The following is a 25889-nucleotide window of genomic DNA, read 5'->3' as shown; positions in this document are numbered from 1 at the left end:
GGAACTGCCCCTGACCCTACCGGGCGAGCGCGGTGCGGAGCGCCGGCGCCACCTCCGCCGCGAATCGCTGCATGGTCGACGGATCGTCTGAGGCGAGGATGAGAGTGCCGACGCCGTGCTCGACGACATACGGCAGCAGGTCGTCGACCCACTGCCTGCTCGGTCCACGAAGAAATCCGCTGCCCGTCGGCTCGAAACGGCCACTGATGTTCGCCAGGCGACGGATGTCTTTCGGGGTCCGTCCCGCGGCGAGCGCCGCCTCATCGATGACCGCGTTCGATGCGGCGAACTGAGCAGGCTCCATCGTGCCAAGGGAGGGGAGCCAGCCGTCGGCCTTTGCGCCCGTGAGGCGCAGCATCCGCGGCCGGTACGCCCCCAGCCAGATCGGAATGGGGTGTGCGGGAGCGGGACCTCGTTTCGCCCCGTCCACCGCGTAATGGGTTCCCGGGATGCGGAGCGGGGAGCGCTCGGAGGCATCCCAGATTCCGTGAATCACGTCGATCCCCTCGCTGAGCGCGTCGACTGCCTGGCCGGGGGTCAGCCGCGGGCCGCCCATCGCCGCCACCGCGCCGAGGAATCCCCCGGCGCCGAGTCCGAGGTTGAATCGACCGTGCGTGAGAAGGTCAAGGCTCGTGGCGGCGCGGGCCGTGACCGCCGCAGGCCTGAGCGGCAGGTTGAGCACATTCGCCGACACCTGAATCCGGTGCGTGCGTGCCGCGACCCAGGTCAACAGGGTCCAGGTGTCGAGGAACCGGGGCTGGTACGGGTGGTCCTGGTAGGTGACGAGGTCGAAGCCGAGGTCCTCGCTGAGGACACCGAGCTCGACGGCGGTTTCCGGGGGATTGTTGCCCGGCGTGATGAATGTGCCGAATTGCAGCTCATGTCCGTAATACATTCCGCCTGTCCTCAGTTCTTGTCGAGGGCTCCCCACGCTGCAACCGCCTGACCTCGTGAACGTTCGCCCACAGGACGAGCGCCATCAGAACCCACATACCCGCCATTACGGCCAGCGCCGGCATCAGAGGGTCGGCGAGAATTCCCACGCTGCGATCGATGAACGCACCGTCCCTGATCTCACCGCTCACCACCTCGCCCGCCGGCAGGTGGATCCGGGATTCGGGGGTGAACTCCACCAGTGACCCATCACTGGCCGTCGCCGTGCAGGTCACCAGCGGACGGAATCCGGGTCCGCTGAGGTCGCCCGAGTCCGTGCACCGGTCGACGGTGACGGATGCCGCCACTCGGCCGGGAGCGAACCGGTCCCACAGCGTGAACCCTCCGGCCACCAGGATTCCGACGGTCAGCACGCTGAGGAAGAGTCCAAGGACACCCGCCTTCGTCTTCGCCTGCCCGCGTAGGTGTGCCCGGCTCGTCTCAGACCCGCCGCCCGCGCTCCGCCAGCCCCCACGTTCGACCACGTCGACGCCGGGGTACCGTCGCCGGAGCGAGAGAAACCGCGAAAAGCTTCGGAGGTACATCACCAGAATCGGCAGGCCGACCCCGCCGAGAATCAGGCCGAGTGCCAGGATCGCCCCGGAGATTTCCGGTTCCCCGACCACCACGCCGCCATTGGAGAGCAACGTCGCAGGTTTGCGGTCGCCGGGGTCGGGTAATTCCCCCTCTCCGAGCCAGAGGTGCGGGGGAAGCGTCCAGGGGTCTCCTGCGGCCGGTTCGAACACGCCGGCGCACGTGTAGCTGTCGCGGTCCTCCTCGTCGACGTAGCCACAGGCAGTTACCGCGAACGTGCCTGCCTGCTGGGGAAGGCTTGAAACAACGGTCGGGGCGAGCATCGACCCCAGAATCAGTGCGGTGCCTGCGATGGGGAACGAGAGGAGAACGACGTCCTGGTAGCCGAATCGGCCGTGGACCCACAGACGGACCCGGGCGTTCGCGGCCGGCTCAGGCGGCCGGCGTCGGAGCACCACAACACCCGCCGCGACGACGAGCGATCCCACGATGCCGACGAACACCACGGTCCCGGCCATGGTCCGGTGGTCATCCCCCGGTTCGGGCTCCAGTGCACTGAGAAGGACCAGCGCCGCGAGGACGAGCACAACCACTCCCAGAAAGATCACGACGCACCCGCCGGCCAGCCGGGCACGGCTCAGCCGGCGAGGGGTATCCATGCCAGCAGTCTGGCACAGGGCCTGCATCGGGCGCGCGACGGCCGCAAGCCCCTTGTTCCTGCATGTGCCCAGTGCGTACTGTGAACGCTCCGTCGAGAAGGGAAGCACGCGATGAAGACATCGACCCGCACGTCAGGACGCGGTACCAGGAGAAGATCCGCCGGTGGTGCGGCGCTGACGCGCGACGTCGCGCCCGGCATCCACCGTCTCGAGCACGCCTACGTCAACTGTTATCTCGTGGAGGATGAAGGAGCGGTCACGATCGTCGACGCCGCCTTACCGTCGACGTGGCCGCACCTGCTGTCGGCGCTGTCCGAGATCGGTCGGTCGCTGACGGACGTCTCAGCGCTCGTACTCACCCACGCCCACTTCGACCACGTGGGCTTCGCCGCCAAAGCCGTGCAGGAGCGACGGATTCCGGTGTACGTCCACGCCGCCGACCGCGAACTGGCCGCGCATCCCTACCGCTACCAGCGCGAGCGGTCCCCGTTCCTGTACCCGCTCACCTACCCGAAATCGACGCGTGTCCTCGCGGCGATGACGGCGGCCGGCGCGTTGAGGGTGAAGGGGGTGAGCGACGTGAGGGACCTGCCGTCGTCGGGTGTTCTCGACGTTCCGGGCAGTCCGAACGTCATCTTCACGCCGGGTCACACGCGCGGGCACTGTGCGCTGCATTTCCCCGACCGGGACGCCCTGCTGACCGGGGATGCGCTCGTCACCCTTGACCCATACAAGGGAGCACGAGGGGCACAGATCATCGCCGGCGCCGCGACGGGGAACTCCGCGCAGGCGATGGAGTCGCTTGTGCCGCTCGCCGAAACCGGCGCGATGATCGTCTTGCCCGGGCACGGTGAGCCGTGGCTGGCCGGCATCCGGGCGGCCGTGCAGTCCGCGAAGGCGACCGGGGTGTCCTGACTCGCGACGATCAGATGTACTTGCGGACCTCCGCAAGGAAGTCCCGGGGCTCGTCAACCCAGAAGCGCACGACGTTCACGGTCTCGGTTCCCGACGGCAACCGGATCGATGTCGCGCGCTCCAGGGCGACTTCGATGTTGGTCTCGTTCTGCATGCGCATCCAGAGCGTGCGTCTGCCTTGGTCATCGACGGTGACCTTTGGCGCCTTGGCTTCGTCCGCCTGCTTGTCGAGACTCACCGACTCGACGTCGTCCCAGGCCAGGGGAACGTCCGTTTCCGCACCGTTGCGGACCCGGATGCCGCCGGGCCCGACCGCGTGCGGGCGGGTGACGAAGCCCAGCGCGAGCCCGATCATCCAGGTGAGCCCCCAGATGCCGAGGGCGAGGAACGCGATGCGCACGACCGGCCACCGGTGGACGATGAGGTCGAGGATCGGGATCTCGAACGCTGAGAGCCCGATGAAGATCATCAGGATCGTCCAGACCTGCTTGTGATAGGTGAAGCCGACAGCTCCCCGGGGAACTCTCGGACGACGGAAGAGAAAGCGATAGAGGCTCTGCCAGATGCCGATCTCCATGGTGAGGGCCCGGCGTGCGATGTACCTGGTCTGCTCCCACGGCGAGCGACGGCTGGTCGTCGTGGTGTCAGCGCTCATCGAATCACCGCCGCCGCGTCCGCTTCTTCCTGGATCAGGGCGCGCAACCGCGTCGCGATCGCATCGAGTCCCCGGGAGAGAGCCGCGCGATCAGCAGGGTCCACGGCATCCAGAAGGTTCGTGGAGAGGTTCGCGTGATCGCGTGCCATGTCGCTCATCGTGACTTCGCCGGCATCCGTCAGTGAGACGATCGTCGCCCGCCGGTCGGTCGGATGCGGAGACCGCTTGACGTACCCGGCTGCTTCGAGGGCGTCCACGAGGCCGGTGATGTTCCGGGCGCTGACGCCCATGGCGCCGGCGAGGGCCTGCTGTGGCGACGGGCCAAGGCCGGCCAGCACCCACAGCAGGTGGGTGCGTGCGGCAGTGAGGCCTGTGCCCTCGAAGGCCCGCGCCATGTCAGCGCGGAACAGTTCGCTGATCTCGAGGAGGCGATCCAGCGGATTCGACGTCGGGTCCATACCGGTACCCTACTACATCGTTACCTTACTTCACGATACGCGAGGAGATCAGGGGTCTCCGCCGGCTCGCGCAGCGACTACGTGGACGAGCCGCCCATGAGCCTCAACAGGCTCGCCAGCTGGGCCTGCTGCTGGCCGGTCAAGCGCTTGAGTTCCTCTGCTTCGAGCCCGACGAGCGCGATCATGGCCGCGTCGACGCGGGATGCCCCGTCGGCCGTCAGGCGCGCCAGGTTGCTTCGCCCGTCTCGCGGGTTGGCTTTCCGTTCGATCAGTCCGCGGGCCGCGAGATTTTCCAGCCGGTTGGACATTGCCGCAGTACCGATCATCGTCGCCCGCGAGAGCTCCATCGGGCTCAACTCGTGCGGCGGCTCGGCTCGCCGGAGGGCCGCGAGGACATCGAATTCCCAACTGCTCAGGTCGGCGCTCCGAAAGGCGGATGCACGGAGTGTGTTGAGGCGGAGGGCGACGCGACGAAGGCGAGACATGACATCCAGCGGGGTGAAGTCAATCTCGGGCAGGCGACCTGCCCACGCGTCCACCAGGAGATCTACTTCATCGTCGTCGCTCATGATGTTCTCAGGGTACCGGCGCGACGGATTTCCGGGCACACCCGCAGCATCAGCCGCCGAGCGCGTTGCGAATGGCGGCGGCGGCGCGCGTCAGCCGGGCGGCGATCGCCTCGGCGTTCCGAACCGGAGCGACGTAAACCACGGCGACAGCGGCTGGCGAGCGATCCCGGACAGCGAGGGGAACCGCAACGGACTGCACACTCGAGATCACTTCATCATGACTCGTCGCGAAACCGCGGGCATCGACCTCCCGGAGCTCGGCCCGGAGGCCGTCTGACACGGCGCCGGGCCACTCTGCGGGCGAGATCAGCGACAGGATCACCTTGCCGGGGGCACCCACAGTGACCGGGTGCCGGGTCCCGGGACGCTGGGCCATCGTGGCGATCGCATCGCGGGGCTCAACGCTGACCAGAGTGATGCACTCGCTCCTGTGGAACACCGACAGAAAGCAGGTCATGCCCAGCTCGTCGGCGGCGGCCGTGAGCTCGGGACGAGCCACCGCCTGGAGATCGGGAGCCACACCGGCCGCCAAGGCGGCCGTCGCGGGGCCGAGAGCCACCCGACCGCTCAGGTGGCGAACCACGAGCCCATGATCCTCGAGCGTGCGCAGGAGACGGTAGGCGATCGAGCGGTGCACATCAAGTTGGTGCGCGACGTCGTCGATGGAGAGATCGCCCCGCGTCTGGGCAAGGATCTCCAGGATGCGGATGCCCCGACTGAGCGTCTGCGAGGCGGGCGCTGCTGGAGAGGCGTTCGTGGGGGCGTGGCTGGTCATCGGACTCCTCGTGCAACGCTGACGTTGGGAGCGCCCGATCTAATCCAAAGCGGAACGTCCAGTTCTTTTATAGAACACGAAGGTCCTCGGATCAAGGTGTGCGACCCTCTTGCAGCGCACCCCTGACCACGGTTTCGAAGATCGGCCGCGGATCGGTGTACGCGTGGCGGGCGATGCGGTGAAGGATGAGCCCTTCGAAACAGGCGGCGATCGCTTCCGCGCCGGCGATCGGATCTCGGGCACCCATCTCGGTCAGGGCGGATATGGCAACCGCGCCCATGGACGCGCGCCCCTGGGACAACGCCTCACGTAGCTCGGCGTTGTGACTCGCTTCCATGAACAGGACGAGCCGTGCTGAGGTGAGGTCACGATTGTCGCGGGTTGCCACATCGAGCAGCGCGCACATCGCATCGACGAACTCGGTGGCGGACCGCGGCGAGAATGCAACACTTACAGTCGGCAGTTCGCGCTGAACGATCCACCCGGTGACGCCCATGAGCAGCGCAGAACGGGTGCGGAAGTGGTTGGACGTCGACCCCTTCGGCAAACCTGCTCGTTGGTCGACACGGACATGCGTGAGTGCGCGGAGCCCGCCCGTTGCGAGGAGGGTGATTGCGGCGTCGAGCACCCGCTCCCGGATCGGTATCATCATTCCACTATAAGCGTAGTAGAAATGCCACTATGTTCGTAGTACGATCCTCTCATGGGTAAGAGAAGACCCGACAGGGCAGCCGATCCCGAGATCGACTCCAGCCGGGAGAACGAGGAAACACTGCCCCACCTGGCAGGAGTGAAGCACTACTTCCTGGACCTGCCCGGGCTTCGAATGCACGTGGCGGAGGCAGGCAGCGGCGAACCGCTGCTTCTGCTGCACGGCTTCCCCCAGCACTGGTGGGCGTGGCGCAAGATGATTCCCGCGCTGGCGGAGCACTACCGCGTCATCTGCCCCGACCTGCGAGGGGCCGGATGGACGGATGCCCCCGCCGACGGGTACACGAACGACCAGCTGGTGGCCGACGTCGTCGCGCTCCTCGACGCCCTCCGGCTTGAGACGGTACACGTCGTCGGGTACGACTGGGGCGCGCTCCTCGGTTACCGGCTCTGCCTGAGCCAGCCTCACCGGGTCGAGCGTTTCATCCCCATCGCCGCTCCTCATCCGTACCCGGAATTCCACCCGCGAATGTTGTTGTCGCTGTGGAAGCTGTGGCCGATGCTCGCGATCGCAACGCCCGTCCTGGGGGCGAGGCTGCTCCGCTCCGGACGGCTCCCGCGCTGGCAGATGACAAGCGACACCCAGGATCGCTCGGTGTGGTCGGAGGAGGACCTCGACATTTTCGTCTCCCGCCTCCGCGATCCGGCGCGGGCACGAGCCGGATCCGCCCTGTATCGCGACTTCATCCTGGCCGAGGCAAAGCGGTCAGGCGCATACCGCGGTACGCGCCTGCGGACACCGACCCTCTCGCTCTATGGCTCCGTGCTCTACGGCGGGAACGACCCGTCCCGGGAACACCCTGAGATTGTCGGCGGCTACGAGGACTATGCCGACGACTTCACGTTGCAGCACGTGCCCGGTGCCGGCTACTACATCCCCGAGGAACAACCCGATGCCGTCGTTGCCCACACCCTCGAGTTCTTTGCGCGTGGCTGAAGTACGGACAAGCTGCCAGGGAAGGTCAGGCGACGGCCTCGATCCTTCGCTCCAGCCTGGGCACTGCGTCGAGAAGTTCACGGGTGTACGCGTCCTGGGGTTTCGAGAAGATCTCCTGAGTGCTGCCGCTTTCGACCACCGCCCCGAGCCTGAGCACCGTGATCGTGTCTGCGATCTGCCGCACGAGGCCCAGGTCATGCGAAATGAACAGGTAGCTGAGGTTGTGCTGTTCCCTGAGGTCGAGGAGCAGGTCCACGATCTGCGCCTGCACAGTGACATCGAGGGCAGAGGTCGGCTCGTCGAGGACGAGCACATCGGGTGCGAGCACGAGGGTGCGAGCCAGGGCCACCCGCTGGCGCTGACCCCCGGAGATCTCCCTGGCCGTCCGACCGAGCACGGTGGACGGCAGAGCCACCTGGTCAAGGACGTGAGCCACGCGGGCCCGCCGGGCCTGCGAGTCGCCGATTCCGTGGATCCGTAACGGCTCTTCGATGATGCGCCGCACGCTGTAGCGCGGGTCGACCGCCGAGAGAGGGTTCTGGTACACGAGCTGGAGCGTGCGCGCGAAGGGGTTGGCGTACGTTGCGTGGGCGGGCAGTTCCCTTCCGTCGACAACGGTGGAGCCTTCGTCGAAGCCGGTCAGCCCGGCGACGATCCGCGCCAGGGTGGTCTTGCCTGACCCCGACTCACCGACAAGGGCGTGGACGGATCCCTCTGCGACGGTCAACGAAACGTCGTCGAGGGCCCGGGTCGCCGTGTCAGCCGGACCGCGGCCCTCGAACGTCTTCGTGACGTTCGAGACCGAGATGATCGAGCGGGCGGATGCCTCCGGTTGACGCACGCGATCCCGGTACCTGTCGGGGGACGCTGCGGGGGCGTCAGAGAGAAGGGTGATCGTGTACGGGTCACGAGGCGACACGAGAACGACGCCTGCTGGCCCTTGTTCTCGCACGACCCCGTCCTTGAGCACCACGATTTCATCGCTGCGCTCCTGCGCCAGCGCCAGATCGTGGGTGATGAACAGGACGCCGAGCCCGAGCTCCTCGCGAAGCCCGTCGATCAGGTCGAGGATCCGCTTCTGGACGGTGACGTCCAGTGCCGAGGTCGGCTCATCGGCAATGAGCAGTGCCGGGTCCGCCGCGATGGCGATAGCGATGAGGACACGTTGCAGCTGTCCGCCTGAGAGTTCGTGCGGGAAAGCCCGGGACCGCGCTTTCGCGTCCCGGATACCGACGTGTTCAAGCAGACGGACAACCCGTGCCGGAACCTCGGAGCGCGGAACCGATGGGGCGAGGGCGCCGGCGATCTGCACGCCGATCCTCTGCAACGGGTCGAGCGAGCTGAGCGGGTCCTGGGGAACGAACCCGACCGAGCTTCCGCGAAGCGGTCGCCACTGCGAGGCGCTGTACCGGGTGACATCCCGTCCGACGACGGATACAGACCCGGCGGTGGAAGCGCCGTTGTGCGGTAACAGACCCGCGACGGCGCGGGCGATCGTGCTTTTCCCTGAGCCCGACTGCCCGACGAGCGAAACGGTCGACCCGTGCGGCACCGTGAACGAGACGTCGTGCACGACGTCCTCAAGAGGTCCGCGCCGGCGTCGGCGGTAGCCGATGGAGAGCCTGTCAACGACGAGCGGGGCCGGGAAGTCTGGAGCGAACAGGGTCATGGCGTGTTGCCTTCCTTGAGGACCCGGCTGAGCCGGCTGATCGAGAGCACGGTCACGGCGATGACCAGTCCGGGGATGACGACGAGCCAGGGCGACGAGACGACGTACTCGCGACCCTCGGACACAAGGAGACCCCACTCCGGTTGGGGTGGCGGGGCACCATAACCGAGGAAGCTCAGCGAGGAGATCCAGATGATCGAAATACCGAACTGGAGCCCGGTGAGGGCGAGCACAGACGAGTACGAGTTCGGGAAGATATGCCTGGCCAGCACGTACAGACGCTTCCCTCCGAGGTGGTGGCTCGCTTCGACGAAGGGGAGACCCTTCACCGTGAGGACCTCCGAGCGCATGATCCTGGTGAACGCGGCGATCGACGCGATGCCGACGGCGACGGCCGCGTTGAGGGCGCCGAAGCCCAGTGCGACGACGACGACCATCGAGAGCAGCAGCCCGGGAATCGACAGCAGCACGTCGACGAGCCGGCTGATGATTACGTCGGCGAGACCGCCGAAATACGCAGCGATAAGCCCCAGGATGGTCCCGACGCCCAGGCCGATCACCACGGCGACGGCTGAGCCGAGGAGCGTTCTGCCGGTGCCGTGGATGATCCGTGACAGCAGATCCCTGCCGAGATAGTCCGTGCCGAACCAGTGCGCGAGGGATGGGGCGGTGAGAATGCTGGCATCGTCCCCTGCAAGCGGATCGTAAGGAGAAAGCACCCGCGGTGCCAGCAGGGCGAGAAGCACGAACGCCACGACGGCCAGCGCGAGGTAGTCCATCGGCTCAAGCCGGGCGACGGCCGCCCGAAAGGAGCCGGCTTCTGCGCTTCGGCGCCGATCTCGGGATGCCGTCAGGATGGGAGCGCTCATGCTGTCACCTTCTGTCGTCTGGCCGGGACGGGTGCACCGGCGGCCTTCGATCCGTGCCGAAGGATCCGTGGATCAAGGCTGGGGTAGAGCAGGTCTGTGATCAGGTTGATGACGACGTAGACCGTTGAGACGAGAATCACGACGATGAGGATCACCGGTGTGTCCTGGTCCCGCACGCTCTCGTACGTGACGAACCCGAGGCCGCGTCGTGAGAACACGGTTTCCACGACAACGGCGCCGGCGAGCAGCTCCCCGACGACGAGCGCCAGCACCGTGATCGCCGGGATCGCCCCATTCTTGAGGATGTGACGGATCGCGATGGCGCCCTCACTGGTGCCCTTCGCCCTCAGCACGGTGACGAATGGCTCTGCCCGTGCCTTGCGGAGGCCCTGGATGAGCACTTCGGAGAGCACTCCGTTCACGGCGATGGCGAGGGTGGCCGCGGGCAGGATGTATGACACAAGACCCTGGTCGCGGATGGACGAGACCCATCCCAGCTGGAATGAGAAGACGCTCAGCAGGAGGAATCCGATCAGAAAGCTCGGTGTCGAGATGGAAATGATCGGGAGTGAAGCGGCCGCGTTCCGAAGGCCGGACCACGGCGCGAAAACCGTCGTCAGTGCGATCGTGAGCGAAAGCGCGAGGGTGAAGACAAATGCCATGGCAGCAAGGACGATGGTGTCCGAGACGCCCTGCGCGATGAGCTCGCTGACCGGCCTGCCGCTGACAAGAGAGTAGCCAAGGTCCCCCGAGAAGAGCCTTCCAACGGTGATCGTGAACTGCTCGAACGGCGACTTGTCGAGCTGATAGTAGGCGAGCAGCGCCTCGGCTGATGCCGGAGGCAGTGGGTTCAGCGGACTCGTCAACTTGTTCTCGATCGGGTCCCCTGGGAGGACGAAGAGCGTGAAGAACACGATGGTGTAGACGAGCGCCACGACGAGGACGGCCTGGGCGATGCGTCGAGCGACATAATTGCGAGCTGCCACGGCGATTCCAATCGTGAGGTGGTGCGGCGCCTGAGGCACCGCACCACTTCTGGGAGTTGTTAGTCGGTGACCGAGACGTTGTAGAACTCGGGAAGAGCTCCGTCGCTCAGTTCGAAGCCCTGGACACGCTCGGCGGCGACGAAGACCTGGCTGTCATTCAGGATCGGGATGACATACGCCTGGTCGACGAGGTGATCCTGGATCTGGGCAAGAAGCGCCGTGCGCTGGGTGTCGTCCGTCGCGGCGTTCTGTGCGTCCAGGAGCGACTGCAGTGTGGCATCCGAACCGGCGATGCCCAGCAGGTCGGATCCGTCGGCACTGTAGTACTCGCTCAGCCCCTTCGAGGGGTCCGGGTGCGGCCAGCCGACCCGCAGCGCGGCGACCTCGGGATCGGCGAACGCGGTGGCCCAGTAGGTCGAGTAGTCGAGTTCGTTGAGCGACAGTTCGATTCCTGCCTCGACGAACTGGTTCTGGATCGCCTGGAACAGGCTCTTCGCCGTGTTGTCGTACACGTCGATGTAGGTCTTCACGACGAGCCGCTCCCCGTCCTTCGTGCGGTAACCGTCAGAGTCGCGTGCGGTGAACCCGGCGGCGTCGAGGAGGGCGTTGGCCTCATCGAGGTCATAGTCGAACTTTGCTGACTCGTCGACGTAACCGAAGGTGCCCGGGGCCAGGACCGATGTCGCCGGCGACCAGCTCCCGGTGTACTGGTTCTTCACGATGGCATCGCGGTCGATGACGTGCTGAAGCGCTTTGCGGACGTTGATGTCGCCCAGGAACGGCGCAGCGGGCCTCAGGAACCACTGGTTGGAGAGGCCGACGCCCGTGCCCGCCACAACCTGGTAGCCGGAGTCGGCGAGGGCCTGCTCTTCACTGGGCTGCACGTAGCGAATGAGATCTCCCTCGCCCGATTTGAGCGTTCCCAGACGCACGCTGTCTTCGAGAACCGGGATGACGGTCACCTGTGCGAGGTGGGCCTCACCCTGGTTCGGCGAGCTGGGCGGCGCCCAGGCGTAGCCGTCCCGCCGGGAGAGCACGATCTCCTTGCCGTACGTCTCGGAGGCGACGACGAACGGGCCGCTTCCGATGAGGTTCACGAACTTCGACTGCTCCTCCTTGCTCGCGTCGATGGTCGCGTCGGCGACGAGGCCGGCTCCCCATCCGGTGAGGACGTTGAGGAACGGCGCGTAGGGCGCGGGAAGCGTGACGACGACGGTCCGCTCGTCGTCGTCCGCCACCGCGGTGAGGCCGGAGGGGAACTGCGCGTTGGGCGTTGTGCCCTTCGCGTCATCGCCGCTCGACTGCCATTCGAGGTTCTTCTTGACACTCGATGCGTTCACCGGGGTTCCGTCGCTGTAGGTCACTCCGTCACGGAGAACGAAGGTGTAGGTCAGCCCGTCGGGACTGGCAGTCCAGCTCTCGGCGATCCAGGGTTCGAGTTCCCCGGAGTCTGCGTTGCGGTACAGCAGGCGGTCGGTGATGTTCTGCTGGAGGGCCCGGGTCTGCCAGGTGCCGGACTCCTGCACCTGCGCGCTCGTCGCGATCTCCGCGTCGAGGTAGGTCAGGGTGCCGCCATCGGAGGACGCCGCCGGTGTCTGCGCTGCGCAGCCGGCGGTCAGAACGGTGACGGCGGTGAGGGCTGCGGCGAGCCAGATTTTCTTCTTCACGGGTGCTCCTGAGTAGTCGATGTGCCGAACCGGCGTCGTGCGCCGAACCGTGCTGCGGGGGTCAACGGTTCTCATGCTGTATTTCCGGGCGGTCCTCTGTCGAACTGTGTTGCGGCATGTGTCGACACAAACGGTCACAGAAAACACGAGGTGAGACTCATAATCGGGCGCGACGGATACCACGGGCTCCGTGAAGGAGTTCGTGGTCCCTGGCGTTCGTCGATCAGCTGGAGGGAGGTTGGATCTCGTGCTTTCGTGCCCACGGCGACGGATCCGCCTGGTTGACGTACCAGTCCCCGACGAGCCGCGCCTTGTAGCCGCGCGGATTGTGCGAGACGAGCGTGCGCGCGTTGCGCCAGTGCCGGTCAAGTCCCGTGCTGCGTTCCACGGCTGACGAGCCCAGCGCGTCGTAGAGCTCCGTGGACGCTCGAAGCGCAGCATCCGCGGCCACGAGTTGCGCCTCCCAGGTCGCGACCGCCGCGGCACGCAACTGGTCGGCGGTTCCGGCAGAATCCGAGTTCTCGAACGAGGCGGCCGGTACCGGGATCGAGGAACCAACGACTGCGCGTTCGAGTTCGTCGAGTCCGGCATCGAGCTCGGATGCGGCGTTCAGGACGATCGCCCTCGCGGCCGCTGCCGCCGCCGCAACGCCCCCGATCGCCTGCTGGACGACGGCGTCGTCGCGTGGCGCGGCAGCGAGCCCCTGGGGGTAGTTGCGCAGCCGGGCCCGGACAGCGGCTGCCGCCTCGTCGCGGGCGGAGAGCGCGACACCGGCCAGGGAGGCGAGCAGGACGATCTGGTAAATGATCTCCTGATGCGGTGCCCGCTCGTCCGAGCGGAATACCGCGTCCCCGGCTACAACAGCCCGGTCGAAGATCGTCGTCCCGCTTCCCGTCAGCCGCTGGCCGATGCCGCCCCAGTCGTCGAAGAGCTCGACTCCGTCTCCGCGAGCGTCGACGAGAACGAACACGTCGGTGTCGTCGGAGGCCTTCGCCGCCACCGAGATCCAGTCGCCGTAGATGCTGCCGGTGCTGTAATACTTTGTCCCGGTCACCGTTGGCGGGAAGGTGCTCGCATCGAACCGTGTCGAGTTCCCGGCGCCGGGGACGGTGGCACGCTCTGACCATGCCCCTCCGACGACGTCACCGGAGGCGATCCGGTGCAGCCATTCGCTCGCGCCAGGAGCATCCCGATGCCACACCCGGTCTTCGACGAAGGCGATGTGGTTGCGCCACAACTGCGGCTGGTTGGAATCCGCGGTGCCCAGTTCGATGAGGAGGGCGGTGAACTCGGTGACGGTGAGTCCGGCACCCCCCGCGTCGACGGGCAGACGCAGGGCGCCGAAGCCGGCTTCTGCGAGCAGGCGCACCTCCTCCAACGGAAGGGACCGATCGAGATCACGTTCTGCGGCCCGACTCGCGATGGTCGCGAAGACCGGGCCGAGCCGTTGGCGTGCGGCTTTGAGCCCGACCGGAACGGCAAGGGTCTGAGATGCGATGGAATTCATCGACGGGCTCCTTCCAGGAGAGCAGCGGACCCCGCGAGGAGGCCATGACCGCCGCGATATGCCGCAGCGGGGTGAGTGGGAGGCAGGCGGTCCCCCGCACCGGTGAGGCGGTCCCGGAGGGTCTCGCCTGGAGCATACGACTCACGCACCCGGCCGCGCCTGCGGAGTTCAGGCACGACCAGGTCGACAAAATCGCGGACCGTGTCGAAGCTGTGGTATTGCCGGAGGTTGATGCCGTCGATGCCGAGTTCGTCGAGCCAGCGCTCGATCTCGTCGGCGACAGCGCCGGGGGTTCCCGCGGCAAAGAAATCGCGCTCGAGGTCGGTGGCGGCCGATGCCGTGAAGGCTTCGATGCTCTGGCCCAGGGCGGCGGGAGGCACCGCACCCTCGGCGACACCCTCCCGACGCAGAGCCTCTGCCACGGTGATGTCGCCGGGGTGCGCCGTCGGGTCGAAGGGCAGGCTGGCGTGAACGTATCGACCGACCGTGCTCGCGGACCGGCGGTAGACGTCGAGTTTGTCGGCCACCTCTGCGTCGGTCCTGCCGACGATGACCGCGGCCTGGACAATCACTTTGAGTGCGTCGCCTGGTCGTCCGTTCGCACGCGCGGCCTCGCGAAAACGGCCGACCAGAGGGGTTATCCCTGATTCGCCCCTCACCCCGGTGAAAACGGCTTCGGCGTGCTTGCCGGCCTGCCGGATTCCAGCCGGCGATGCCGTCGCCTGGAAGAGGACCGGGGTGCGCTGCCGCGACGGTTCCGAGAGGTGAGGACCGGCGACCTGGAAATGCTCACCGACATGGTCGATGTAGCGCACCTTGGCCGGATCGGTATAGATCCCTCGCTCAACATCACGAATCACGGCGTCGTCGTCCCACGACCCTTCCCACAGCTTGTAGAGCACATCGAGGTACTCCTCGGCGATGGCGAAACGGGTGTCATGCGGAATTTCTCCCGTGAGACCGAAGTTGCGAGCGGCGTTTGGCAGATACGACGTGACGATGTTCCAGCCGATCCGACCCGAGGTGAGGTGGTCGAGGGTGCTCATCCGGCGCGCGAATGCGAACGGCGGTTCGTAACTGGTGGAGAAGGTGACACCGAACCCGACGTTGTCGGCGACAGCGGCCATGGCTGGAACGACGAGCATCGGATCGTTGTTGGGGATCTGGAGCCCCAGGCGCAGTGCGTCGTCCGGACCTCCGCGGAAGACGTCGTAGGCACCGACGACGTCAGCGATGAAGATGGCGTCGAACCCGCCATCCTCCGTGATTCGAGCGAGCTCGGTCCAGTACGTGATGTCCGTGTAGCGGTGCCGGTTGTTCCCGGGCAGTCGCCAGAGCCCGTGGGTGATATGACTCACGCAGTTCATCTCGAAGAGGTTCAGGATGAGTTTCTTCGTGGGGTTGTCTGCCATGGCCCTCATGCTAGGAGCGCGCGTCACCGGGCGGTTCGTTTGTAACGATGTATGTCGCGGGATGTCGTTGTGTGTCCCGCTGCACAGAAACCGTCGGGGCTCAGAGTGCCGAACTCAGCCCGCCGGAAGCTGTCGGGCGAGGTCCTCGCCCCAGCGCCGCGCGCGTTCCAGTTCGCCGTCCGCGATCGGGCCGGAATAGCCGTGCACGCCGAACGTTTCCGGTTTCGCGACCGCACGGAAGCCCAGTCGCACGAGGCGCTTCATCGCCTTCTTCGCGGCAGACCCGGGCAGCCGGGGCGTGACGACCCGCGTGTCGAACGTGGCAACCGGTATCGCGTGGCCGGGTGACGGTTGCGCCTCGATCCACTCCCGGATGCCGCGCTCGGGGACGCGTTCGGCGCCCTGCTTTCGTGCGGACTCGCGCGTTGCAGCTGTCGACATGGAGAACGCATGCGTCGGCCCGCCGACCACGACCAGGTCGACGTCTGGTTCGATGACGGCGGGCGCCGATGCCGTATCGACCACGTCTATGCGATCGCCCCCGAGCCCCGCCGCGACCGCGCGCGCGACCTCCTCCGTGTTTCCCCAGATCGATTCGAAAACCACCAGTGCTCTCATGTCGCCTCCCTGTGGGCGACGAGCATACGCGCGTGACCGTGCGGCGACATCCCCCGCTCCGCCACACGCCGTTCAGTACCGCGACGCGTTGTGTCGCCTGCATCGATAGACGAAAACAGGGGCTGGCACCGACTGCAGAACTCGACGATCATGGTCGGCACGGGGCCGTGCGCAGAAACCGCCATACCCGTCAGAGGAACAGGAGGCACCATGTCGTTCTCATTCACCGTCGAACCGGCCGAGTTCAGCAAATCGCAACTGAACGGCATCCGCCTGGCCCTCGGAATCGCCGGGGCGGTCGCCGTTGGAATCGGCATCGCCATCTTCGTGTGGGCGAATGCGACGCTCCTCGTGGTCGCCTGGCTGTTCGGGCTCTTCTTCCTCATTGCCGGGATCGCGCGGGTCGTTCGCAGCTTCACCGTCCCTGGCGCGTCGGGTGGTTACCGCACGCTCAGCGTCATCCTCGGTCTTCTCGTTGTCCTCGCCGGCGTGTATCTCATGATCAATCCGGATTTCGGCGTCGACATCCTCGCCTACATCATCGGTATCGCCTGGATTGTGGAAGGAGTGGCGACGCTCGCCGACTCGTCGAGCAGGGCATCGAGGGCGGCGGCCATCGTCTACGCCATCGTCAGCATCATCGGTGGTGTGATCATCTTCTTCATTCCAACGACAGCCGTCGTCATCCTGCTGAAGATCGCCGCCATCGTTCTCGTCATCGCCGGTGTCGTCCAGATCTTCCAGGCCCTGACCCTCGGTCGGCGGGCACGAGCCGCGCAGACCGCGTGACGCGAGCAGGCGCAGTCGGCTGGACTCGCTGAGGAGCGAAGCCGCAATCCGACCGCCAATGTGGTGTCGATGCTGGGGCTGGCATGGCTTGGGATTCGGATGCATAATTCCGGCATAACGCCTCGCTGCCCTTCAAGGCCAGACCTGACGTACTCCATCGAGGCTGCCATGACCCGCTCCCCCAGGCTCTCCGTCTTCGCCACCGTCCTTCTGACCGGAATTCTCACGCTCTTCGGCACGACGGCGTCCACCGCCGCCACCCCGTACGCCTTCGCCGTGATCGGTGATGTGCCGTACGGCAGCGCGCAGATCTCGGCGTTCCCTTCCTACATCTCGAAAATCAACGCCGACACGGGCGTGCGGCTCGTCAGCCACCTCGGCGACATCAGCAGCCCGCTCAACTGCTCCTCCTCGTACTACGCGAACGTGCGGTCGCGATTCGACCTCTTCGCCGACCCTCTCGTCTACACGCCCGGCGACAACGAGTGGGCCGACTGCTGGCGGGCGACGACCGGCGCCGGCGCACCCCTCAGCAAGCTCGCAACACTGAGGAGCGTGTTCTTCCCTGCTCCGGGGACCTCGCTCGGGGCGACGCGGATCCCCGTCACCGCGCAGTCCGGGTACCCCGAGAACGTCACCTTCGCCGCCGGCTCTCTCACCTTCGCCGCTTTTCACGCGGTGGGATCGTCCAACGACCTCGTCCCCTGGTACGGCGCGTCCTCTCCCTCCGCGGCGCAGACGGCCGAAGTCACGTCGCGCATCGACGCCGCCGCCCGCCTGATCACCGACGCCTTCACGCGCGCCCGTGCCGCGGGAAGCCGGGCCGTCGTCCTGATCACACAGGCCGACATGTTCATTCCCAGCCAGGGATCGGCGTACAAAAGCGGGTTCCAGAAAATCGTCCAGACCATCGCATCCCAGAGCCTGTCCTTCGCCAAGCCGGTCTTCCTCATCAACGGCGATACGCACAGCTACCGCAGCGACAAGCCCCTGACGTTGTCGAGCTGGAGGAGCTACTACGGCATCACGTCGAGCGTCTCGAACCTGTCACGCATCACGATCATGGGGGGCACCAGTGAGTGGACCAGGTTCACCGTCGTCTCGACGTCGTCCGTCCTGCAGTGGCAGAGAATCCCGTCGTGATGATCGGGCGGGTCACGCCCCTCGCTCAGCGATGGAGCGTCGACCGCGCCTCATTCCGGTGACGGTAGCGTTCACGGCGACGATGATCGCGATGCCGACCCATTCGTTCATCATCGGCACCTGGTGAAGGACGATGAGGCCGGCGAGGGCAGCGACCACCGGATGGACGCTCATGAAGACACTGAAGACGGGGGTCGGCACCCGCCGGATGGCGAGCAGGTCGAGCGCATAGGGAACGGCCGAACAGAGAACGCCGGCGGCGATCGCGGCGAGGAGCGACGCAGCGGTGAAGCGGCCCTGCACCGCGAAGATGACAACAACGGGCAGCGTCATCACCGCCGCGACCAGCGTCGCCGCCGCAGCCCCCTGCAGCCCGGGCGTTCGCCTGCCGATCGTCCGGTTGAGCAGGATGTACGCCGCCCAGCTCACAGCCCCCACGAGACCGGCCCCGATTCCGACCAGGTCGCTCGACGGCCCGGGCAGAACCAGGATCCAGACGCCGCCGAACGCCGCGACGGCACAGACAAGGTCGAGCAGACGACGGGAGGAGAGAAGCGCCACGCCCAGCGGTCCGAGGAACTCCAGGGTGACGGCGAGGCCGAGCCCGAGGCGGTCAACCGCCGTGTAGAGGCCGAGGTTCATCGTCACGAAGACGACGCCGAGGAGCAGGATCGGCCACCATTGTGCTCTCGTGAACCGATGCAACGGGGGCCGAACGGTCGGCATCAGCACCGCGGCGCCGACGATCTGGCGGATGGCGACGACCCCGACCGGTCCGATCGCGTCGAACGCGGTGGAGCCGGCGGCAGCGCCGAACTGGTTGCTCACGGCGCTCGTCAGCATCATGCCTACCCCCGACAGGGTACGGCCGCTCGGCGCTGACGCGCCGTCGGTCACACCTCTGTTACCTGTCGGCGGGGCGGCTGGCGCCCGAGTCGCGTGCGCTGTCACCTCGCCAGTGTGGCGGGCATCTTGCGGAATTCCGAATGCGCGATGGTCGCCTGCCATACGCTCTACGCATGGCTCTCGAACTCTCAGCGCTCCGGCTCCTGGTCGCCTGCGTCGGCCAGGGCACGATCACGGATGCCGCCATCGAACGGGGACTGTCGCAGGCGGCCGCCTCTCGCGGAATCGCTGCCCTCGAGGCGGAACTCGGCACCCGGCTGCTTCGCCGCGGACCCCGCGGCGTCGTGCCGACGCCCGCCGGAAACCGGGTCGTCGTTCAGGCGCGCCGGGTGCTCGCCGAGGTGGACGCGGTACGCACCGTTGTCGGTTCAGACGGCAGAACCTTGCGGGTCGGATACGCCTGGGCAGCATTCGGGGCGCACACCGACGGCATCCGCAAACGGTGGGCCGCCGAGCACCCTGCCACGCGGCTGGAACTCGTCCACGTGAACACGCGGACGGCGGGACTGGCAGAGGGCATCGTCGACATCGCCGTCCTCCGCGTTCCCGTCGACGCACGGTTTCTCGCGGTGGAGCTGGGCCGTGAGCGCCGGTTCGCGGCGGTCCCCGCCGACGACGCGCTCGCCCGGAGGAGGTCACTTCGACTCTCTGACCTCGAGGGGCGCGTCGTGGTCACCGACCCGGAGACGAGCACCACCACGGCCTCGCTCTGGGCGGACGGGGCCGTGACGATCCGGCACATCCGCGACATGGAGGAATGGCTCGACGAGATCGCGACCGGCGGGGCGGTCGGCACCACGGCGGAGGCGACTGTGGCGCGGCATCCTCGACGCGGCGTTGCCTATCGTCTGGTGCGCGATGCCCCGCTCATTCCCGTGACGCTCGCCTGGTGGCGTGACGACGAGGCCCGTGACGCCCGAAGCCTCGTCGACATCGCACGGGAGTTCTACGACACCGCGTCCACCAGACCCGCCTGACCCGCTGTGGACGTCGCTTCGCCGGAAGTGCTTGGGTGGGCATGCACCGAATCGGCGACGTCCCCGGAAGGAATCCCGTGAAGAAGTTCACCATGCCCAACACCCAGATCGAGGCCCCGAACGTCGTTCTCGGGTTGATGCGCATTCCCGACAAGACGGATGACGAAATCCGCGATCTCGTGAGAACTGCCCGTGACGCCGGAATCGACTTCGTCGACCACGCCGACATCTACGGGGACGACCTGCACGGGTGCGAGCGCCGCTTCGCGGAGGCGATGCACCTGACCCCCGCCGAGCGGGACGCCATCACGATCCAGACGAAGGCGGGGATCGTCGGGAACGGCCCCTACTTCGACTTCTCCTACGAGCACCTCATCGAGTCGGTGAACGGGTCACTCGACGCCCTGCAGACCGACCACATCGACATCCTGCTGCTGCACCGGCCCGACGCGCTCGTCGAGCCGGAGGAAGTCGCCCGGGCGTTCGACGAACTCGAAGCTGCCGGAAAGGTGCGATCCTTCGGCGTCTCCAACCACACGCCGCGGCAGATCGACCTGCTGAAGCGTTTCGTGCGGCAGCCGATCGTCGCCAACCAGGTGCAGTTCTCGATCACCCACGCCCCGATCGTCACCCAGGGCGTGGCGGCGAACATGCTCGACGAGCAGCAGTCGGTCACCCTCGACGGCGGCGGGATCGTCGACTACTGCCGACTGCACGACATCACGCTGCAGGCCTGGTCGCCGTTCCAGGCCGGCTTCTTCACCGGCGTGTTCCTCGGGTCTCCCGAGTATCCGAAACTCAACGCGGTGATCGACCGCCTCGCCGCGCAGTACGACGTTCCGCCGATCGCCGTTGCCACTGCATGGATCACCCGTCACCCCGCACAGATGCAGGTCGTGCTGGGCACGACGAGTCCCGACCGTGTCGCCGGGGCAGCACTCGGCTCCGATCTCCCGCTGACCCGGCCCGAATGGTACGAGTTGTTCCGCGCAGCGGGGCACCTCGTACCGTAGACCGGGGCGGCATTCGCCCCACTTACTCAGCGCAGAGGACACTCTCATGAACGACCCACAGCCCGTCAGCCTCGAATCAGCACGCCAGCGAGCGATGGAGATCCGGGCGCTCTATGAGACGCTCGAGCAGCGCCTCAACGGACAGGTCTGGACCCTCCAGGAACTGATGCTGGGGTTCGGCAACGACGTCGGAACGGTGGGGCGCCTCATCCTCGCCCACGAAGGCACCTGGGAGATCGACGGCGACGTGAACGCGCAGCTCGAGCACAAGCTCTCGGAGTCGCTCTGGTGGGTTATCGTCATCGCCGAACGCCTGGGCATCGACATCACGGATGCCTTCGCCGGCACCATGGATCGGATCGAACGCGGCCTCACTCCCACAGTCGAGTCGACCGGATCGTGAGGGTGCGCTGACTCGAACCGCCGCCTCGTCGAAAGCCACTCGTCAAGCGCTGACCGAAGCCAGCGCCATCAGCATCCCGTCGACGCGACGGGGGATCCCGATCGCGTCGTCGCGAAGCTCCTCGGGAAGAAGTTCTGGCGGAGCATCCTGAAAAGACACCGGGCGCAGCCATCGATCGATTGCCGCGCTGCCGACCGAGGTGTGGGCGGCGTTGGTGGTCGCCGGGTATGGGCCACCGTGTGTCATCGACCAGACGACAGCGACGCCGGTCGGGACATCGTTGAAGACGAGCCGCCCGGCCATCCGTGTCATCGCCTCAGTGAGTGCGGCAACGGCGGTCACGTCCTCGCCTTCAAGCATCAGCGACATCGTGAGCTGGCCACCCAGCGCGTCGAGGACCGCCGGCAACGCATCGCCGTCCTGGTATCGCACAACCACGGCCGCCGGGCCGAAGGATTCCTCAAGAAAAGCGTCAGAGAGCTGCCCGACGTCGATGCTGATCAGCCGGGCCCCGTGCTGACCTGGACCGCCGTCTGCCAGTACCGCGGCGCCCGGCTCGTTCGCCCATCGTGCCGCGCTCTCAGAGAACCGCTCCTGGACGGTGTCGTTCAACAACACTTGGGCAGGCACCGCCCGGAGAGCGGCGGTGAGGTGTTCGACCAGGTCGTCGCCGTCGGCATCCGGCACAAAGAGAAGGTTCGGCTTCGTGCACAGCTGCCCGGCGCTCCCCGAGATCGACGTGGCCAGTTGCTCGGCTATGCGCCGACCCCTCGCGCGAGCCGCAGCCCGCGTCACAACAACAGGATTGAGACTGCCGAGTTCACCGAAGAAGGGGATGGGCTGCGGACGGGACGACGCGAGGTCGAAAAGCGCTCGTCCGGCACCCGTCGAGCCGGTGAAGCCCACCGCCCGGATGTTCGGGTCCAGGACCAACTCCCGTCCGGCCTCGAATCCTGAAACGAGGCTGAGTGTGGCCGAAGGCAGCGCCAGGCGCGCGACCGCCCGGCTCATCGCCTCGAACGTGCGCGCACTTGTCAGTGGGTGGCCGGGGTGCGCTTTGACGACGACGGGGCAACCGGCGGCCAGGGCCGACACGGTGTCACCCCCGGGAACGCTGAAGGCGAGCGGAAAGTTGCTCGCTCCGAACACGGCGACAGCACCGATCGGTACCCGGGTCCGGCGAAGGTCAGGCGTGGCCGCGGTCGCGCGGTCGATGCTGGCGCCGAGATAACCCCCGTCGTCAAGGACCCCGGCGAACAGCCGCGCCTGGTTGATGGTTCGGTTCATCTCCCCCGCGAGACGCGCCGGCGACAGCGCGGTCTCTGCTCTCGCGAGGCGTTCGATTTCTTCCCGATCCGCCGAAAGTTCGTCGGCGATGGCGTGGAGCAACTGCGCCCGTTCGGCGCGGCTTGTCCGCGCGTACACGACCGCCGCTGCACCCGCGGCAGCGCAAACCGCCCCGACGTTCTCAGTGGCCGAATCCTGGGCGCCCATCAGCCCTTCACCGCCCCGGCGCTCAAGCCCTGCACGAGGAACTTCTGCACATAGGCGAAGAGCACCACGACAGGGACGATCGCGATGACACCACCGGCAGCGAGAGCACCGAAGTCGGTGCCGAATTCGCCGAGCAGATAGCTCAAACCCACCGGAACGGTGAAGCGATCCTGACTGCTGAGGAACATGATGGCGAACAGGAAGTTGTTCCATGCGCTGATGAACGCAAACGAGCCGACGGCCACGATGCCGGGTTTCAGCAGTGGCAGGACGACGAGCCGGAATGCCTGGATGCGGGTGCAACCGTCGACCCAGGCGGCTTCCTCGAGCTCCATCGGAACGTTCCGGATGAAGCCCGCCATAAGGATCAGCGACAGAGGGAGCTGGAAGACCGTGTCGGCAATGATCAGGCTCCACAGACTGTTGGTGAGGCCGAAGGTGTTGAAGATCTCGAAGAGCGGGATGAGCATCATGGCGCCAGGGACGAACTGGGTGCAGAGCATGGCGACGAGGAACAGCGCCTTGCCCTTGAACGGGAATCGCGCCAGGGCATACCCGCCGAGAAGGGCGATCACTGTGGAGACGAGGAGGCTCATCACGGCGGCGAAGAGGCTGTTCTGGAAGTAGATCCCGAAGCCGGATCCGTTCCAGACCGTCACGAAGTGGTCGAACGTGATCGGCCAGGGCACCAGCGACGTGGAGCCGGTCGGCCGGAATGCGAACAACAGCATCCAGTAGAACGGGACGATCGTGAATACGAGGAAGAGTGCCATGGGCACGTAGGTCAGCACCCGATCGATGCGATGTGCCCGTTTCCTCTCCGCGCTCAGGACGCGCACCGGGGCCGGCACACGGCTTTCGGTTCGCTCGGGGGCAGCGGGCGGGGTCAGCAGACTGGTCACTTGTCGTCACCTTTCGTCTTCGTGATTCGGAGGTAGAGCAATGAGAAGAAGGTGAGGATGACGAACGCCACGACGGTGAGAGCCGATCCGTAGCCGAAGTCCCGATCATGGATGGCGGTCTGGGCGACGTACAGCGGAAGCGTCGTCGTTGCGCTTGCCGGTCCGCCGCCCGTGAGGGTGTAGAGCAGGTCGACATTGTTGAACTCCCACACCGCACGAAGGAGCGTCGCGATGATGACGGCCTGGCGGATGTGCGGCCAGGTGATGGAGGTGAACTGGCGGATCTTGCCCGCGCCGTCCATCTCAGCCGATTCGTACAGTTCGAGCGAGACGGACTGCAGGTCGGCGAGGATGAGAATGGCGAAGAACGGGATGCCTTTCCACAGTTCGGCCAGCACCACCGCCCAGAACGTTGTGTCGCCGGCGAGGAACGAGGTTCCGTATTCACCGATACCCATGTCTGCGAGGTATTTGCTGACGCCGGTTGACGGGTTGTAGATCAGGATCCAGATCGTGGTCGTGAGGATGCCTGAGACAGCCCACGGCGAGAAGACCAAAGCGCGGGCGATGCCCCGGCCAACGAAGGTCTTGTTGATCAGCAGAGCGAGCGCCAGGCCAAAGACGAACTGCAGGCCGACCTCGACCACCACCCACTGGGCGGTGAAGCTGAGGCTCCGCCAGAACAGGGCATCTGACGCCATCGCGATGAAGTTGTCGAAGCCGGCGAAGCCGTCCTTCCAAGGCTGGGTGACGTTCGAGTGCTGCAGGCTGTAGTAGAAGACGCTGCCCACCGGATATACCAGGAAGACAACGGTGAGGATCGCCGCCGGGGCGATGAGGAAGTAGGGATAGTACCGGGCCAGCCGCCGGGCAGGTGGCGCGGATCGCACGGTCAGGGCGGGGAGTGCCATGGGGATGATGCCTCCTGGACAGCGGTGGAAGAAGGGGCGCCGGGTCAACTCCCGGCGCCCCGAGATGGTGGGAAGGGTTACTTCCCGAGGTACTCCTGCTGCGCTTCGGTCAGGCTCGCCGCGGCAGCGGTGAGGAAGTCCTTCACAGTGAGGTCGCCTTGCAGAACGCGCTGCCATTCCGGCAGGAGATCCGTCGTCGTGATCGAGTTGAACTCGGGGAGGTAGTACGGCTGCTGGAGCAGCACGGCATCGGGTTCAGCCGCGGCGGCCAGTGCAGACTGCATCGGCTGGTTCTCTGTCACCCACGCCTCTTCGGCGACCTCGAGGTTTCCGGGCAGGTAGCCGGACTTCTCAGCCCAGAAGCTGTTTCCTTCGGCGCTCATGGTGAATTCGAGGAACTTCCAGGCTGCTTCCTTGTGCTCGCTGTCTTTGAACATCGCGAACCCGGTAGTCATCCATCCGGAAAGGATGGTGGATCCGTCGTCGGAGGGGAACGGAGCGACGCCTTCGACGGCATCCGCGCCGAGCGCTGCGACATGCGACGGATAGGAACCGATGCTGTGGCTCAGCATCGCCGTGCCACCGGCGCCGAATTGCGCGACCATCGTCTTGAAGTCTGCGGTGAGATCGCTCTCGGCCGTGTTCTTCTTGTAGAGCGCTGCGTACTCTTCGGCGGCTTTGATGACCTTGGGGTCATCGAGCGTGGAGGTGCCGTCCTTGCGGAAGAAGGTGTCGACACCGGCCTTCGGGTACACCATCTCGACGAACTGCGGGAAGAAGCCGGCACCGCCGCGGATCGTGTAGCCGAACCGGCCGGTCGACTTGTCGGTCAGCGTATCTGCGGCTTCGTAAAAGTCGTCCCATGACGCCGGTGCGTCAAGGCCTGCCTCTTCGAACCAGTCAGCGCGGTAGTAGATGACGTCGGCAAGGCTCGTCGCCGGCGTGAGGTAGAGGTTGCCGTCGGGTGCCGCGGCCTTCGAAGACTCGGTCATGGCCGGTGAAATCTGGTCGTCCCATCCGCCGGCCTTGAACTGTTTGTCGATGGGTTCGAGCGCATCCTGCGCAACGAGCGCCGCGATGTCTGACGCCTTCGGCGTGACCAGGTCCGGTGTGGAGTCGGTCGCGATGGCAGTACCGATCTTCTGCATATAGGAGTCGGTGGGCAGCCCGAGGTAATTGACGGTGATGCCGGGGTTCTTCTTCTCGAACATACCGATCAGGGTCTTCAGGTTTTCGGTGCGCTCCGGGCGGGTGTCTGTGTCCCACAACTCGAGGACGACATCTTCCGACGCGGCCGGTTCGCTTGTCGCGCCACCGCATCCGGTCATGACGAGCGCGCTGGCAAGAGCAACGCCTACGACTGCGCCGAGTTTCGTTGAGCGGCGCAGCTGGCGGAATGCCAGTTCACTGTCACGCTTCATTGCGTACCTCCGTTGGTTGTGTGGGCAGAAGATTTCTGCTGCGGTCGATCATATAC

The 25889-nt window shown here is 66.2% G+C and carries 26 protein-coding genes; 7 read left to right on the top strand and 19 right to left on the bottom strand.

Translation table 11 applies throughout. The annotated features are described in order from the left end of the window. Positions 1 to 16: 16 nt before the first annotated feature. Entirely contained in the window at positions 17 to 895 is an 879-nt protein-coding gene (locus ABIE24_RS12220; RefSeq protein WP_354500033.1) for an LLM class flavin-dependent oxidoreductase, read from the bottom strand. Continuing rightward, positions 879 to 2126: a hypothetical protein gene (locus ABIE24_RS12215; RefSeq protein WP_354500031.1), complete on the bottom strand. Its 1248-nt coding sequence runs from the start codon at positions 2124 to 2126 to the stop codon at positions 879 to 881. The genes ABIE24_RS12220 and ABIE24_RS12215 overlap by 17 nt, the downstream gene beginning before the upstream one ends. Before the next feature lie 111 nt (positions 2127 to 2237). On the opposite strand from ABIE24_RS12215, the gene ABIE24_RS12210 reads away from it, so the two are divergent. Then, positions 2238 to 3041 (top strand): MBL fold metallo-hydrolase, encoded by an 804-nt coding sequence (locus ABIE24_RS12210; protein WP_354500029.1) that lies wholly within the window; start codon positions 2238 to 2240, stop codon positions 3039 to 3041. A 10-nt stretch (positions 3042 to 3051) separates the two neighbouring features. Here the strand turns inward: ABIE24_RS12210 and ABIE24_RS12205 are convergent, their stop codons facing one another. The 5 genes from ABIE24_RS12205 to ABIE24_RS12185 form a co-directional block, all read right to left on the bottom strand. Further along, the gene (locus ABIE24_RS12205) at positions 3052 to 3696 is read right to left on the bottom strand and encodes a hypothetical protein (RefSeq protein WP_354500027.1); all 645 of its coding nucleotides are present in this window, start codon (positions 3694 to 3696) and stop codon (positions 3052 to 3054) included. Then, on the bottom strand, positions 3693 to 4154 hold the full coding sequence (locus ABIE24_RS12200; protein WP_354500025.1) for a MarR family winged helix-turn-helix transcriptional regulator: 462 nt from the start codon (positions 4152 to 4154) through the stop codon (positions 3693 to 3695). The genes ABIE24_RS12205 and ABIE24_RS12200 overlap by 4 nt, the downstream gene beginning before the upstream one ends. A 77-nt stretch (positions 4155 to 4231) precedes the next feature. Next, positions 4232 to 4723: a MarR family winged helix-turn-helix transcriptional regulator gene (locus tag ABIE24_RS12195; RefSeq protein WP_354500024.1), complete on the bottom strand. Its 492-nt coding sequence runs from the start codon at positions 4721 to 4723 to the stop codon at positions 4232 to 4234. Between the two features lie 49 nt (positions 4724 to 4772). Next, positions 4773 to 5498: an IclR family transcriptional regulator gene (locus ABIE24_RS12190; protein ID WP_354500022.1), complete on the bottom strand. Its 726-nt coding sequence runs from the start codon at positions 5496 to 5498 to the stop codon at positions 4773 to 4775. A 91-nt stretch (positions 5499 to 5589) separates the two neighbouring features. Beyond that, complete coding sequence (locus ABIE24_RS12185; RefSeq protein WP_354500021.1) at positions 5590 to 6150, bottom strand: TetR/AcrR family transcriptional regulator; 561 nt, start codon at positions 6148 to 6150, stop codon at positions 5590 to 5592. A gap of 51 nt (positions 6151 to 6201) precedes the next feature. Here ABIE24_RS12185 and ABIE24_RS12180 point away from each other — a divergent pair, with 51 nt between their 5' ends. Continuing rightward, positions 6202 to 7146 (top strand): alpha/beta fold hydrolase, encoded by a 945-nt coding sequence (locus tag ABIE24_RS12180; RefSeq protein WP_354500019.1) that lies wholly within the window; start codon positions 6202 to 6204, stop codon positions 7144 to 7146. 25 nt (positions 7147 to 7171) lie between these two features. On the opposite strand, the gene ABIE24_RS12175 is transcribed toward ABIE24_RS12180, so the two are convergent. The 7 genes from ABIE24_RS12175 to ABIE24_RS12145 all read right to left on the bottom strand — a co-directional run bounded on the left by ABIE24_RS12175 (position 7172) and on the right by ABIE24_RS12145 (position 15874). Further along, positions 7172 to 8815: a dipeptide ABC transporter ATP-binding protein gene (locus ABIE24_RS12175; protein WP_354500017.1), complete on the bottom strand. Its 1644-nt coding sequence runs from the start codon at positions 8813 to 8815 to the stop codon at positions 7172 to 7174. Next, positions 8812 to 9684, bottom strand: a complete 873-nt coding sequence (locus ABIE24_RS12170; protein WP_354500015.1) for an ABC transporter permease — start codon at positions 9682 to 9684, stop codon at positions 8812 to 8814. Before ABIE24_RS12170 ends, ABIE24_RS12175 begins: the two co-directional genes overlap by 4 nt. Then, positions 9681 to 10670, bottom strand: coding sequence for an ABC transporter permease (locus ABIE24_RS12165; RefSeq protein WP_354500013.1), 990 nt, complete (start codon positions 10668 to 10670; stop codon positions 9681 to 9683). The genes ABIE24_RS12170 and ABIE24_RS12165 overlap by 4 nt, the downstream gene beginning before the upstream one ends. 59 nt (positions 10671 to 10729) lie before the next feature. Beyond that, positions 10730 to 12337, bottom strand: coding sequence for an ABC transporter substrate-binding protein (locus ABIE24_RS12160; protein ID WP_354500012.1), 1608 nt, complete (start codon positions 12335 to 12337; stop codon positions 10730 to 10732). Between the two features lie 223 nt (positions 12338 to 12560). Then, on the bottom strand, positions 12561 to 13844 hold the full coding sequence (locus ABIE24_RS12155; protein ID WP_354500010.1) for an acyl-CoA dehydrogenase family protein: 1284 nt from the start codon (positions 13842 to 13844) through the stop codon (positions 12561 to 12563). Continuing rightward, positions 13841 to 15256, bottom strand: a complete 1416-nt coding sequence (locus ABIE24_RS12150; protein WP_354500008.1) for an NtaA/DmoA family FMN-dependent monooxygenase — start codon at positions 15254 to 15256, stop codon at positions 13841 to 13843. Before ABIE24_RS12150 ends, ABIE24_RS12155 begins: the two co-directional genes overlap by 4 nt. A 114-nt stretch (positions 15257 to 15370) precedes the next feature. After that, a complete protein-coding gene (locus ABIE24_RS12145; RefSeq protein WP_354500006.1) occupies positions 15371 to 15874 on the bottom strand; it encodes a flavodoxin family protein in 504 nt (167 codons plus the stop codon). Positions 15875 to 16084: 210 nt separating this feature from the next. On the opposite strand from ABIE24_RS12145, the gene ABIE24_RS12140 reads away from it, so the two are divergent. Together ABIE24_RS12140 and ABIE24_RS12135 are read left to right on the top strand one after the other, a co-directional pair. Continuing rightward, positions 16085 to 16663 carry an HdeD family acid-resistance protein gene (locus ABIE24_RS12140; protein ID WP_354500004.1) on the top strand — a complete coding sequence of 193 codons (579 nt, stop codon included), beginning with the start codon at positions 16085 to 16087 and terminating at the stop codon, positions 16661 to 16663. A gap of 168 nt (positions 16664 to 16831) precedes the next feature. Next, complete coding sequence (locus tag ABIE24_RS12135) at positions 16832 to 17806, top strand: hypothetical protein (protein ID WP_354500002.1); 975 nt, start codon at positions 16832 to 16834, stop codon at positions 17804 to 17806. A gap of 12 nt (positions 17807 to 17818) precedes the next feature. Here ABIE24_RS12135 and ABIE24_RS12130 read toward each other — a convergent pair whose 3' ends face one another. Continuing rightward, positions 17819 to 18652: an EamA family transporter gene (locus ABIE24_RS12130; protein WP_354500000.1), complete on the bottom strand. Its 834-nt coding sequence runs from the start codon at positions 18650 to 18652 to the stop codon at positions 17819 to 17821. A 173-nt stretch (positions 18653 to 18825) separates the two neighbouring features. On the opposite strand from ABIE24_RS12130, the gene ABIE24_RS12125 reads away from it, so the two are divergent. From ABIE24_RS12125 to ABIE24_RS12115, 3 genes are all read left to right on the top strand, one after another. After that, positions 18826 to 19689 (top strand): LysR family transcriptional regulator, encoded by an 864-nt coding sequence (locus tag ABIE24_RS12125; RefSeq protein WP_354499998.1) that lies wholly within the window; start codon positions 18826 to 18828, stop codon positions 19687 to 19689. Positions 19690 to 19766: 77 nt separating this feature from the next. Then, a complete protein-coding gene (locus tag ABIE24_RS12120) occupies positions 19767 to 20702 on the top strand; it encodes an aldo/keto reductase (RefSeq protein WP_354499996.1) in 936 nt (311 codons plus the stop codon). 46 nt (positions 20703 to 20748) lie between these two features. Beyond that, the gene (locus ABIE24_RS12115) at positions 20749 to 21105 is read left to right on the top strand and encodes a nucleoside triphosphate pyrophosphohydrolase family protein (RefSeq protein ID WP_354499994.1); all 357 of its coding nucleotides are present in this window, start codon (positions 20749 to 20751) and stop codon (positions 21103 to 21105) included. A gap of 42 nt (positions 21106 to 21147) precedes the next feature. Here ABIE24_RS12115 and ABIE24_RS12110 read toward each other — a convergent pair whose 3' ends face one another. The 4 genes from ABIE24_RS12110 to ABIE24_RS12095 form a co-directional block, all read right to left on the bottom strand. Then, positions 21148 to 22599: an aldehyde dehydrogenase (NADP(+)) gene (locus tag ABIE24_RS12110; RefSeq protein WP_354499992.1), complete on the bottom strand. Its 1452-nt coding sequence runs from the start codon at positions 22597 to 22599 to the stop codon at positions 21148 to 21150. Then, entirely contained in the window at positions 22599 to 23501 is a 903-nt protein-coding gene (locus ABIE24_RS12105; RefSeq protein WP_354499990.1) for a carbohydrate ABC transporter permease, read from the bottom strand. The genes ABIE24_RS12110 and ABIE24_RS12105 overlap by 1 nt, the downstream gene beginning before the upstream one ends. Next, a complete protein-coding gene (locus tag ABIE24_RS12100; protein ID WP_354499988.1) occupies positions 23498 to 24412 on the bottom strand; it encodes a carbohydrate ABC transporter permease in 915 nt (304 codons plus the stop codon). The genes ABIE24_RS12105 and ABIE24_RS12100 overlap by 4 nt, the downstream gene beginning before the upstream one ends. A gap of 77 nt (positions 24413 to 24489) precedes the next feature. Further along, positions 24490 to 25833: an ABC transporter substrate-binding protein gene (locus ABIE24_RS12095; RefSeq protein ID WP_354499986.1), complete on the bottom strand. Its 1344-nt coding sequence runs from the start codon at positions 25831 to 25833 to the stop codon at positions 24490 to 24492. Positions 25834 to 25889 lie beyond the last annotated feature (56 nt).

Origin of the sequence: Mycetocola sp. 2940 (assembly GCF_040548835.1) — a bacterium.
Taxonomy (GTDB): domain Bacteria; phylum Actinomycetota; class Actinomycetes; order Actinomycetales; family Microbacteriaceae; genus Mycetocola_A.
Note: the sequence above shows the minus strand (reverse complement) of the source record. Positions and strands in the feature narration are given on the sequence as shown.